Source organism: Xylanibacter muris, from assembly GCF_013166605.1.
Taxonomy (GTDB): domain Bacteria; phylum Bacteroidota; class Bacteroidia; order Bacteroidales; family Bacteroidaceae; genus Prevotella; species Prevotella muris.
In genome coordinates this window covers 227,842-240,461 of the sequence record NZ_JABKKF010000003.1, presented here as the reverse complement: position 1 = coordinate 240,461, position 12,620 = coordinate 227,842, and the positions used below count along the sequence as shown (strand labels likewise).

At 39.1% G+C, this 12,620-nt stretch carries 10 protein-coding genes; all 10 read left to right on the top strand.

Going from position 1 to position 12,620, the window contains the following annotated elements:
• Window positions 1-16: 16 nt before the first annotated feature.
• Entirely contained in the window at window positions 17-1,219 is a 1,203-nt protein-coding gene (locus HPS56_RS05045; protein ID WP_172274860.1) for a HesA/MoeB/ThiF family protein, read from the top strand.
• The gene (locus HPS56_RS05040; protein ID WP_172274857.1) at window positions 1,197-2,105 is read left to right on the top strand and encodes a hypothetical protein; all 909 of its coding nucleotides are present in this window, start codon (window positions 1,197-1,199) and stop codon (window positions 2,103-2,105) included. The genes HPS56_RS05045 and HPS56_RS05040 overlap by 23 nt, the downstream gene beginning before the upstream one ends.
• A gap of 16 nt (window positions 2,106-2,121) precedes the next feature.
• On the top strand, window positions 2,122-3,336 hold the full coding sequence (locus HPS56_RS05035; protein ID WP_172274853.1) for an FN3 associated domain-containing protein: 1,215 nt from the start codon (window positions 2,122-2,124) through the stop codon (window positions 3,334-3,336).
• 2 nt (window positions 3,337-3,338) lie between these two features.
• Window positions 3,339-3,836, top strand: a complete 498-nt coding sequence (locus tag HPS56_RS05030) for a hypothetical protein (RefSeq protein WP_172274850.1) — start codon at window positions 3,339-3,341, stop codon at window positions 3,834-3,836.
• Window positions 3,837-3,838: 2 nt separating this feature from the next.
• Window positions 3,839-5,647: a hypothetical protein gene (locus HPS56_RS05025; protein WP_172274847.1), complete on the top strand. Its 1,809-nt coding sequence runs from the start codon at window positions 3,839-3,841 to the stop codon at window positions 5,645-5,647.
• Between the two features lie 16 nt (window positions 5,648-5,663).
• Window positions 5,664-6,848, top strand: coding sequence for a peptidoglycan-binding domain-containing protein (locus HPS56_RS05020; RefSeq protein WP_172274844.1), 1,185 nt, complete (start codon window positions 5,664-5,666; stop codon window positions 6,846-6,848).
• Between the two features lie 118 nt (window positions 6,849-6,966).
• Complete coding sequence (locus HPS56_RS05015) at window positions 6,967-7,836, top strand: glucosaminidase domain-containing protein (protein WP_172274840.1); 870 nt, start codon at window positions 6,967-6,969, stop codon at window positions 7,834-7,836.
• A 1-nt stretch (window position 7,837) separates the two neighbouring features.
• The gene (locus tag HPS56_RS05010) at window positions 7,838-9,163 is read left to right on the top strand and encodes a serine/threonine protein kinase (RefSeq protein ID WP_172274838.1); all 1,326 of its coding nucleotides are present in this window, start codon (window positions 7,838-7,840) and stop codon (window positions 9,161-9,163) included.
• A 71-nt stretch (window positions 9,164-9,234) separates the two neighbouring features.
• Entirely contained in the window at window positions 9,235-11,082 is a 1,848-nt protein-coding gene (locus HPS56_RS05005) for a BACON domain-containing protein (RefSeq protein WP_172274835.1), read from the top strand.
• Between the two features lie 18 nt (window positions 11,083-11,100).
• Window positions 11,101-12,573: a hypothetical protein gene (locus HPS56_RS05000; RefSeq protein WP_172274833.1), complete on the top strand. Its 1,473-nt coding sequence runs from the start codon at window positions 11,101-11,103 to the stop codon at window positions 12,571-12,573.
• Window positions 12,574-12,620: the final 47 nt, after the last annotated feature.

The following is a 12,620-nucleotide window of genomic DNA, read 5'->3' as shown; positions in this document are numbered from 1 at the left end:
TATAATTGATGTGAGTATGCACACAGACAAGCTTTATGAATGGGGAGAGGGAGTCTTTACTCTCCTCTCCTGGTTCAAACAGGACAAAGTGAAAAATGCCAAAGTACTTGTAGTCGGGGCTGGTGCCCTGGGCAACGAGGTTGTCAAGAATCTCACATTATTCGGTGTCGGACGCATATATGTATGCGATTTCGACCGCATAGAATTAACAAACCTGACAAGGTCTGTCCTGTTCAGAGAAGAAGACGCATACAAACATGCCTATAAATCAGAGATTGCCGCGAAAAGGGCAATGGAGATTAACCCTCAAATAAAGGTTTTCCCTATCGTAGGCAATCTTTTCTCTGAGGTAGGGTTAGGCCTGTATAAGGATGTGGATGTCGTCATAGGATGCCTCGACAGCCGAATCGCCCGGTATCTGTTAAACAGGCTTTGCATGCGTGCAGGAAAAGCCTGGATAGACGGCAGCATAGAAAACATGACAGGAGTTGTGAAGATTTATGCTCCCGGTGTGAATTGTTACGAGTGCAACCTTTCGCGCGAAGAATTCAACCACATCATGCTAAGGACGGGATGTGCAGACGTAGTAAGGACTCAAGCATCGGCCGGCCGTGTAGCCACAACACCGATAAGCGCATCTATAGTAGGAGCCATGCAGGCACAGGAAGCGATGAAGATTATCCACATGACAGAAAACGAGCCTGCGCCATTTAAAACACTGTTGGGCAAGATGTGGCGTTTCGAGGGCATGACCAATTCGATAAACACATATAAATATGCTTCATGGAAGAACAACTGTCCGGCTCATGAGCAATGGAGTGATATCATTACCTGCAATGATCTGTCAGCAAACATGAAAGTAGGTGACGTATTGACAGTGCTTAAGTCTGTTCTTGATGTCAGAGCCGTAGAGATAAATATGCGCAACAATAAGTTTATTGAAAAGATAATCTCCGACAGACCGGAAAAAGAATTCAAACTGAATATACCCGAATCCAAACTGGAAGAAACCATCCAGTCTGATGAGGAACTTCGTAAACTCAGCTACCGTACGGTTTTCCATAAATGTTTCTATGAGAATATCGACGAGGATTTTCCTTTTAAGGAGCTTACGTTAAAAGAAATAGGGATACCACTCTACGATATCATTCAAGTGTCAACAGAGAAGGGTGTGAAATACGTGGAACTAAGCAAAGATGCAGAATACTACGGATTATAATGTTTTTATAAAACCTGAGAATATTCCGGAAGACATTAATGCAGAGACATTACTCTGTCATTACCCTGAAGGTACATTCAACGTTAAATTCTGCGGACTGCACAAACGCAATTCATACAAAGACATACTAAACCTCGAACAAATCAAGGATTGTATGTTGTTGCACCTGGGCAGAAACAGCCTATATAACTCCTTACCTGAATATATTTTCCACAGTATAGACAGATTTGAGCATATTCCCGAGCACGATAAAAAAGAAAGGTTTGCGGAAGAGTATGCCAAACAGGAGAAGGAAAAAGAAAAAGCATACAGGTATTTTGCCCCCATCGATACGTTACTGCTTCAATTACGTCTACAGGCAAGAGAACAACTTAATAAATATGTAGAAACCAATACTGTAATCCAAAACATTCTTTTAGATCGTATCCCGGAGAAACAAAAGGGAAACAGGTTTGTTAAAAGGACAATTCCCTATATAGTATCCTGTAAAACAATCAGAGGAAACAGGACACTCATTACTTTATTGCTGAGAAAAGTTTTATCAGATGAAGGAATATCCATTTGTGTTCAAAAGAAACAACAGGAGTTTTCTGACGCACATCCCAAATACAACGACTCGGAAGGAGGATGTCTGGGAGATGTATATGCAGGAAATTCGTTTGTTGAATCTGCCATGACCTACACCATATCATATTGGTCTGATGACGAATGCGACAGTGAATTCCTTACTTTCTTAGATGAGATTGAAACATACCGTCAATTCATACAAGACTTCTTCTTGTCTGTTGATTCCATATTGGTATTCAACATAGAAAAGGAAGCCCAACCACTAAGGATTTCTGATACAACTATATATAATTACTTGAACTATAACACGAATATTTGATATGTCCAAAAGGATAATGTGGAAGAAGGGAATGAGACTCACAGACCAGATTCTCACCCTGTCAGACAAGTGTACGGAAGAATTAGTCTCAAAAGGACTTGTTTTAGGAGCATGCGGCCGTATGGGGCTTCTTCCATGCATACGAAATTTCAACTTGTCTATAGATATAAACAACAATGTGATAGATATCGTGTCCATTGACTGTATAGGACTGACAAGAAACGGCAGCCTCATAGACATTCAATATGACACCACCTATACAAACTCTTGTGACACACGCGTTACCCTGCCCTTGCAAGACACGGAAAGAAAGTACTATCTATGCATATCTGTACTTGACGGCTGTAGGGATACAAACGACGGTATGTGCGAACCTTTATACGACTTCTTGGTAATAGAAGAGAATTCTCCTGTTCCTGATAATTCGTTGCCGATAGCAAAGATTCTTTTTGACGAATACTGTTGGCGTTCCGATGAAAACGACTTCGTTCCACCATGTCTTTTCCTGAAATCGCATTTCAAATATGAAGAACTGGCAAAGGATTTTCTTCATACCTTAAGGGAATTGGACTCAAACCTTCCGCAGAAATTATATACAGAAAAGAAAGACGCGGTAAAGATTTTTTGGCCTATAGTGCAGCAACTCATGATTACCATGGAAAATGAACGTGACATGATGACCCCTATGACACTGCTTTCCTACCTGCAGAAGCTGGCAAGCGCTTTCTATTGTGCCTGTAGCCTGGATGATTATATCAATATCAGTGATCCACAGCAGTATCTTTCATTCATAAACACTCCTTATAATTACAGAAACTCGTATGAGACTATACGTGAAGGATTGGATTTGTCATTTACAATAAATGAAAAAGTCAAATCATTTTGTGCAGAACCTGTGATCACAGCCGAAAAACCTTTCTTAGCCGCACCATCTATAGAAAAGGGACAGCTGAGGCAATTGATTAAATACGGCAGTGTGCAATTTAAAATCACAAACAACGCCCCGGGCTCTACTGTCTATTATACTATTGACGGAAGTATGCCTAACCAGTCTTCCTGTTCTGGTAATACGATAGTGGTGGAAAGCGGATTTGCAGACAATTGGCACAAAGAACCGCCTAAAAACATAACAATAAAGGTCATTGCGTTCAAAGACGGTGTTTTCTCTGATGTGGAAACCTATAACGCACAGATTAGAAAAGGTAATCCTTTTGCAGGTAAGCAGATATAAAGATGGGATTTATCAAGACACCTCTTACATACGAAAAGGAATCTTTAGTCATCGCAAGAAATCTGGATGATAGGATTGCCATGATTGACAATTTCATAGAATTGATCGTTTTTACTCCTAAAGGCAGCTTCGCAGCTGACGATGATTTCGGTTTTGAATATTGGAATCATGAATATTCCAATGTGCATTTCAGGAGTTTCAATCATGGCCAGAACGGGAACTACAGCAACGGGCTTTACAATGAAGTAACATTGAAAGAATGCAGGGAAAGCATAGAGAAGAGCCTTAGCGTTTATGAACCTCAACTGAAGCAAGTAGATGTGTCGATAGAATTGGGTTCCATAACGGAAGAAAAGAGGGGTAGCCACAAGTTGCTTTCAAAATATGAGGTCACAATTGTAATAACAGGTATGCTTGACGATGGTTTAGGAACGCTCACTCAATATAAAAAAGACATGAGCTTTTTGATGGAACCGACTGTTAAGCGAATAAAAATATAGCAATGGATATTGAATTGCAAAAAAGAATAAATGACGTAATTGAACATTTGCAGTCAATGATGTCCGAGACGGTTGACTATCAACTGATGGACCCGATTGCAAAAATGATGCTTGTCGCTTTATTGTATGAAACGCAGAAAATACGCGATTATATAGAAAGTATCGACCAAAAGCTTATTGACCGGTTTTGTGAGAGTTTTATTCCCATGCGGCAAATAGAGGCTATGCCGGCCATAGCATTGGTGTCTCCTGTTTTTAAGAAGAACAAAGACTGTAGTTGCATACAGACTGAATCCGGAACATCATTCTCATACAAGTCTAAGGCAAACAAAGCAACAATCAATTATCTCCCTCTGTTTAAGAACACCCTCATACCGTGCGAGGATATATATGTCCTGACCCAAAACAGACTGACGTTCAAAGAACACACATACGATGTGTCTATGGAACATCCCAATAAACTCTGGATTGGCATTCAGACAAAAGCAGAAATAGAATCGCTTGACGGTTTTTCCATATTCCTGCAAAAAACGGATAATGTATATCCCAAGACCATATCCGTCGTAGGAGGCTCTTCCGAATCCATTGAGTTCAGCACAATGAACAGAATGGAAGATATAGAGATGCTGGAACCTTTTGATGCCCAACAGGTATCCGGAAGATTCCTGTCTGTCATTGAATATTGGCAAGAGATACTTCAAGAACTTCCAGGAGGAATATTACTCTGTATAACAGACAAGACCCACAATAGAGACATATTTAGAAAAAGGTCATACCCACGAATTTTCCAGAACTGGCTTGAAAGCGACATCCTGAATTGTTTTAATGAAGACACCCTTTGGTTGCAGATAGAATTTCCTGATAATTATATCATAAATGACGACTGCAAAGTCATTGCCAATGTAATACCTGTCGTAAATATTGACGTAAACTCAGTTACTTTAACCCAGGCGGCTCCTGTGGCAAAACTACAAAGACAGGAAGATTCATTCTTTATTACCGTATTGGAGACAAGCAATGCCGCACAAAAGCAAGGCTTCTCCATGTCATCAGAAGAATTCGTAATACGTGATTTTGATGCACACTGTTATCATAACGGGGACTTGTATAGAGACATCCGTAATCTATACAATCATTTCGTAGAGGATTATTATGCCTTCATTGAGTATAATAACCTGAAAGACGGTCAGGACATCAAACGACTGAAGGAGTTGGTGAATAAGATTGCCAAAAGCGTTGGCGAGAAGAATGACAAATTCAAATATGACAGCGGAACGTATGTGATGAAAAACATAAAGCAAACCATAACAAGTTCCGTTACAAAAGTTTCTTTTCTGACCACTCAAGGCGCTTTAGGCAATATGTTGGATGTGACAGCCGGAACAGACATGACATCCAAGTTAGAATGCAAGAAACTGCCGGTTATAGAGAACAATGTACCTGTCATCGTTTCCGCCATAGGCGGTAAGGACAAGGCTAATGCGGACCAACGATATGAACTGATAAGATATTATACCCTTACCAACGACCGGCTTTACACAAAGATGGATATAGAGGCATTTGTCAGAAAGGAACTTATCTCCATATATGGAAAAGAGGAATTCAAAAGAATCTTTATCAAGATTCATATTGAAGGAGCAGCCGGACAAGCCTCAGTCCAGCGTGGACTGTATATCGATATTGAATTTAAGGACAAGAAGAATTATGATATTGCCCTAAATAAGAATATTGAATTATCATTTAAAAGAACTATTGAAAATAATTCATGCATTTTGATGCCAATAAAAATCGGCTTATATTGTATAGAATAGACCATATATTAATATTATGGAATACCGAAAAACAACACCTTTAGTTTTTAATTCTAAGGTAAAAGAAATTCAAACAATGCTGAATAGAGCAAGAGCAAAGGCTATTGTACTTATTCGAGAAGATTATTCAAAACCAAGACTTTTACAAAATCAATACTATTTCCAATATATACATCATAGAAATGAAATATCTAACAGTTGGAAAATTCTTGAAGTTGACGGATATTATGGTTGTAATACTGAAGAAGCAGTAAAAAGTTTGCAAAGATTCCTATTCATCACAGAGAATGGTATCATGGGGGATTACACCTTTGCCTGTTTGCAAAAACTACTGTCGATAGCTATTACGTATAATCCCTTATTGAAAAATAGCACTTCAAAACAAGCAACTCCACCCAATAGTCTGACCAGCGAACTAACAAAATGGTTTGGGCAAGTATTGAAAGATGGCTGGGATAATTCTTATCCTCCAATTAATGGCATATCGTTTATTCTTGGGCAAAAATTTATAATTTTCTATGAACGAACCAAAAACTTAACACTTCATGTAGACTGGAATCAAATTCTTAAAGAAATGTTATTACCAGAAAAATATAGGCATGGTAAATGGTTTCACATTAATCACAATTCCAAATTTAGACAATTTACAGCATATAATATTTCCCAAAAAAGCCTAAAGTTATCAGAACACTTATTAAACGTACCGAAAGGTATGGGAGTGGTCGGACTCGTATTTGAAATAATTAATGTGACAGGAAAAGCATTTAAAGGAGAACTGAGATTTTTGGATATGGCGAAAGTCGGGTTCAATGCCATAAACACTTCATTGGATATAACTTTAGCAAATGTTAAAACTATTGGAATACCTATAACTAAAGCCGTAGAGAATTATGGGGAAGTTGTAGTGAAATGGAAACATGCAGCAAAAATAATAGGAACAGGGGCAGGAAGCGTTGCTGCGGCAGGAACGACAGTCGTTTTAATACAATGCGCAGGTGCATTGCTTACAGGAATAGAATTGGGTAATTGGATAGAAAAAAGAACCCATATCGGAGAAACTGCTGTGAATTTCTATTGGGAGTTATTTATTGGAGATATTGTACAGAAAGCATGCGAATGGAATTCAAATAGAATTGTATGTATAAAATATCCAGATAATTGGACAGAAGAAGACATAAAAAAATTCAATGAAAAATTTTAGGCTATTATTTAGAGATTTTTCCCTTGTTTTTTTTGTTTTGTGGATGCCAATAGCCCCCACTAAATCTCAATCCTCCTCAGACATTCATTCTTATATCTCCCAGTACAGTCAAATAGCATTGGCACAAGAGAAGGAATACGGCATACCTGCATCCATAACTTTGGCGCAAGGAATTCTGGAGTCTGGGGCAGGAAAGAGTTCATTGACAAGAAATGCAAACAATCATTTCGGTGTGAAGGCGTATGGCGGTTGGACGGGTCCGATATATCTCGCATGGGATGATGAGCGTCAGAAAAGCCGCTTCCGAAAATATTCTTCAGCAGCAGACTCCTTTCGCGACCATGCCTTGTTTCTAAAAAACAACGGCAGATATAGAAACCTATTTTCAAAGAGCGTATATGATTATAGGGCATGGGCAATTGGACTTCAAAAAGCAGGATATGCAACAGCCGGAAACTATGCAAAAGCATTGATTGGATTCATTGACGCATACAAATTATATGCCATCAACGGAGGCGTAAAACTGCGTGCCGGTAAAACAGTAACGATAACCAAACATATTTCGTCATCTAAAATTGTTTTTAACTCTGATTGTGTCATGGATGATACTGAAGAAAGCGAGGAGGAGATCGAAATGACAAGCATCGTCAAGAAATTTGTAGTAGATATAAACAATGTCCGTTGCACAATCCTTTATCCGGGTGAAAGCATTGCATCTATTGCCCTGAAATACGACATTCCCCAATCCAAGATATTGGAATATAATGAAACAGCCACTCCTACAGAAATAAAAGAAGGCGACATAGTATATTTGGAAAAAAAGAAGAAGAAATATTCCGGTCTTCAGGATACATATCGTATAAAATCAAATGACACTCTATACGGAATATCACAAAAATTCGGTATTCAACTGGCATCACTTGCCAAACTAAACGACATCAACATTTTCTCGAAATTGAAAGAAGGAGACGTACTATTCCTACAGTGACATGCATGATTTAGGAAAATACATAAATGAAGGGATTCTTTTCGACGGACATTACAGGCTTATCAAGCTTCTAAGTACAGAAGGTGGCACTGCGGATGTATGGCTGGCAGAGAACTATGAGTCCATTGATACGAAATTGTCGGAAGAAACAGACGATGTGATACGTATTGACGGAACAGGTGTTCTTGTTGCCATAAAGATATATCGGCCTAAAAGTATTCTTGACGTAGATGGTGAACAGAACTTCAGGTCGGAGTTCAAGACTATATTCAATTGTCATCATACCAATCTTTTACCGACAACAGACTACTCCATCTATGACGGAATGCCTTATCTTGTAATGCCGTTTTGCGAAAACGGCTCAGCAGAGTCTCTTGTCGGGAAGTTCAGTAATGAAGATGATATCTGGAAGTTCCTGTCCGATGTGGCTTCAGGACTAAACTACCTCCATTCATCCAATCCCCCCATAATCCATCAGGATATCAAACCGGCAAATATTCTCATAGATACCAATAGAAACTATTGCATTACAGATTTTGGTATAAGCGTTAAATCCGGAGTCGAAAATGACCTGTACTGGGATAATGAAAGCTGCGGAACTACAATTTATATGCCGCCAGAAAGATTCAAAGACGGCTACAAGCCTGATACGAGTAGTGACATCTGGTCTTTGGGGGCAACAGTGTATGAATTACTGACAGGAGACGTTCCTTTCGGAGACAAAGGAGGGGCAGCTCAACTTGACGGAATACAAATTCCCCCTATCAACTCGGCTGTTTCAAAAAAAATAAAGTCTATAATATATGCTTGTCTGAGTGAAAACCCGCAGAAACGTCCGTCAGCAGAGTATATCGCAGAATATGCACAAAAAAAAGGAAAGAAGAACCATTACATGTTTATGGGGATCTTATCACTTATCACAGGCTCTGTTTTTTGCATCCTTTCTATTTGGAATTCAAAACCAAAAGAGTTAGACCTTTTCACCATTTACAGAAATAGCGGTGATTCTATTCTGTCATTACAAAAACAAGAGACAAATGCGGCAGAACATATTAATTACAGTATGTCCATAAAGCGATTAAATGAAGCATTTTCCAAATATTCAAAAGCTTTGAAAGAACGAAATAAAGACAGGACAATCCGTGACAGTCTACATAAGAGAATAACATCCATACAGAATGTCATTACTGATTTAAAAGAATACAAAGGTATATGCGACACGCTTGACTTTGTTACAAATGAAAACTTACCGTTTCAAATAGAAGTCTTTTCAGAGAAACGAGACAAAATGTCGGGAGTATTAAAAAACAAAATAAATAGTTTATGATTAAATCTTTGTTATTTATAACATCACTGTTTTGGATTGGCAATATACAAATGTCCGCTCAAAGCTGCAGGATGTTGTATCAAGAAGGAAACACCCTTGTAGAGCAGGGAAAACTGGAGAAAGCCAGATCTAAGTTTCAGCAAGTAATCAACTGCGGCAACAATCTTTATGTTCCCGATAGTGAGAAAAGAATTGCCTGGATAGACCGTATTCTTAGAAAACCTAATACGGTCAAGCCTTTTTCCCTGTCAGACAATGAAGTTGTCATACCTTATCAGGGCGGACAGGATGTCATTACCGTTGACGGCAACGGATCATGGTCGGCATCTATCAAAGACAACAACGAGGGTTGGTGCAAAATAAAAAAAGAGAAAGGGAAAATATACATTATCAGTGATGCAAATGAAGATAGTTCTGACCGTACTTGCGAAGTATTGGTAAGAATGGGGAACAAGACAAAAATTGTTCTCGTAAAAAACGAAAAGGCACCTGAAATGTTGATTCCGTCTGTCGAGAACCTTACCTTTCCTTACAAAGGCGAGACAAATACAATAGAAATCCGCTCCAATACAAATTGGGAAGTGACAAGCATTCCCGGCTGGGTTGTATCAACAAAGGAAAACGGTAAGATAAAATTAACGGCTCTTGCCAACGACAAGAACGAGGATCGCTCTGCAGAGATAAAAGTGGAAAGTTCAACCAAAACCGTAGTCATCAACATTTACCAGGGTGCCGGACTTGACCATCTGGCATTCTCTAAAAACGAACTTCATTTCGGACCGGATGGAGGAGACGAATATGTGAATATACTGACCGATGCCCAAGACTGGAAATTCGGAGATTTCCCTCATTGGTGCCAGGTAACGAAAGTGGCAGACAATCTGCTTAGAATACATTGTACTCCCAATGAACCGATAAACATGAGCCGCGAAGCAAGTGTAAACGTTACAACCGGCAAACAAACATCAGGTATTAATGTCAGCCAGGAGGCAAAGCCGTTGGTTGCCATAATTCCGATCTCTGGAATCGGTGGCAGGGCATTATCCTTTGGCTTCAATGCCGGTTACATGTTTCCTATGATTTCCGCCTCATCTGGAGGCAGCTATACCGGTAGCCCTGTAAACTATGCGAACGGTACAAGTCTTGAAGAAGCTTCTTACTCAAATTCATCGGGCTTTTCGTTCGGAGGCTATGCCGATATACGGGTATATAAAAACCTGTATCTGACAGCAGGAATGAATTTCATTCACTATAAATACAAGAATACTTTCCAGTCTAATGATGTCAGAAATGTAATGGTCGGTTCCGATATATATTACGCAAAAGGAAAAATACAAGACAACTATCAAGAAGATTACACCTTTAGTGCATTAGAGATACCCATTCTTGCCTCATACAGATTTCCTGTAACAAAGACCAGCCATATACAGATAAACGTCGGACCGGTCATCAACTGGGGACTGTCTGCAAAGATGAAATTATCAGGAACTTCTGATGGAGAGAAATTAAAGGCATACGCCATGGACCGTTTTGGCATGACAGACAACCTGCTTGACGGTATAGAATTATATCCGCATCATATTCAAGCATCCGGTACAATGGACCTGTATAAGAAAAATGTTTCTTATACGGAAACGTATGTGGAACATAATTACGCGAAAGTGGATAAATCGCAGGATTTCGAGACTTCCCCATTAAAAAGAATGAATGTATGTGCACGCTTTGGAGTTGCATACGAGTATTCCGGTATCAGCATTGGTGTAGACTACAATCTTATGATTACCAACATGGCCAATAAACGATATTGGGAAGGCAGTCGCTGGACAGTCTTCGACTATACTGGAAGCAACCTGATGTCAGGATATAAACAACGTAACAATTATCTGCAGATACATATCGGCTATACATTCAGATATTAATAAAAACGTATTAAAATTATGACAAACAAAATCATCATCGTCATGCTTTCCTTGTTGTGCATGACAACTTTTTCTGCTTGTGATTCAGATTCTGATCCAACTCCGCAACAACTCGGCATAAACAAAATCATCGGAGAATGGGTTTATGACCATCCAGAGGAAGGAATATGGGAGAAACAAAAATTCATGCCCTCGGGAGTGTTCTATTATTCAAATACGAGTTTAGGAGGTTGGAAATTCTCCAATGACACTAAAGACGGACGTTACTCTATTGAAAACGACAACCGGATTTCCATGAACGTGGTAATGGGTGGCGTCAGTATGAGACTAATGCTGAAAGTTATTGCCATAACAGATTATGCCTACACAGCCGAATATACAAACGGAGGCACCTCTGTCGGTACATTCACTTATGCCAGACAAATGGGTTCTGTCAACTTAAAGCCGGGGGAAAGCTGCCTTCCTGAATATTCACAGTTCATAAAAACAAACATCAAAGGATATGGTTCACATAACGAAAAGGTCGTGAAAGTGGAAAACACGGACGGCACGATTACCGCTATAGCCGCCGGTCATACATACATTGATATTATAACAGATCAAGGTACTGCCGTATATGAAGTTACAGTATTTGACCACGAGAATATGTTTGAAGACTATTCTTTTGCTTTCGGCAAGACAATTCCTGAGATTGTCAGTTTAAAAGGCGGAAATTACCTTTGGAGAGACGATAAAAACGGATTGGTTTACTATTCTGACGATTACCTGACAGATACGGTCAAGTATATCACAGGCATTTATGACAAGACACATGTGGAGTTTATTCTGTTAAGTTTAAATGACAACGTATCACAAACCAATATCAAGAAATTCCTTGATAACAAATACGAACATCTTTCTTCCGACAATGGGATTCATTCGTATGTCACAGACCAGAAAATCAACGGTAATCCTATTGGCGCTTTATATAACACCAAAGCTTCAACTATATCATTTGTGCAGATTCTTCCTACCGACAGATGGACTGATTTCTCTTACTTATTTGGTCAGACAGACAATACAGTGAACAAAGAAATGACAGAGTGGAAATACGAATACCTGTTCTCTGATTATTCTTATTCAAAAGACGGTTCTGATTATTACAATATTAATGACAGTAAGGATGCCGTCATGGTCGGATTTGTCTTTAACTCCAAAAAGAAGATGTGTGAATACTGGGTATATCTTGACGAGAACTTCATGAGCAGTGCCAAAGATATACTTACATGGCTTAAGTCAAAATACATATTGAATTCTTCAGAAAGCAATAACTCGCAATATGTATTCTACGACAAGAGTAACAGACTGAAAGTTGTATTCAGTGCCACAGGCTATGTTTCATATACAGACAAGAGCCAGACTCCTTTTACTCCGGCCGATTCAAAATCCTCATATATAACACCGTCCCAAATAAAGGCAAAAGCCTTGGAACACATATCAGACAATAAATAAAACTACAAATAAATGTTAACGGCATTTCCCCATGCCGTTAACATAAT

Coding starts and splice junctions, on each gene's coding strand:
- HPS56_RS05045 (WP_172274860.1), top strand. CDS start 17: ATGCACACAGACAAGCTTTATGAATGGGGAGAGGGAGTCTTTACTCTC.
- HPS56_RS05040 (WP_172274857.1), top strand. CDS start 1,197: ATGCAGAATACTACGGATTATAATGTTTTTATAAAACCTGAGAATATT.
- HPS56_RS05035 (WP_172274853.1), top strand. CDS start 2,122: ATGTGGAAGAAGGGAATGAGACTCACAGACCAGATTCTCACCCTGTCA.
- HPS56_RS05030 (WP_172274850.1), top strand. CDS start 3,339: ATGGGATTTATCAAGACACCTCTTACATACGAAAAGGAATCTTTAGTC.
- HPS56_RS05025 (WP_172274847.1), top strand. CDS start 3,839: ATGGATATTGAATTGCAAAAAAGAATAAATGACGTAATTGAACATTTG.
- HPS56_RS05020 (WP_172274844.1), top strand. CDS start 5,664: ATGGAATACCGAAAAACAACACCTTTAGTTTTTAATTCTAAGGTAAAA.
- HPS56_RS05010 (WP_172274838.1), top strand. CDS start 7,838: ATGCATGATTTAGGAAAATACATAAATGAAGGGATTCTTTTCGACGGA.
- HPS56_RS05005 (WP_172274835.1), top strand. CDS start 9,235: ATGTTGTATCAAGAAGGAAACACCCTTGTAGAGCAGGGAAAACTGGAG.
- HPS56_RS05000 (WP_172274833.1), top strand. CDS start 11,101: ATGACAAACAAAATCATCATCGTCATGCTTTCCTTGTTGTGCATGACA.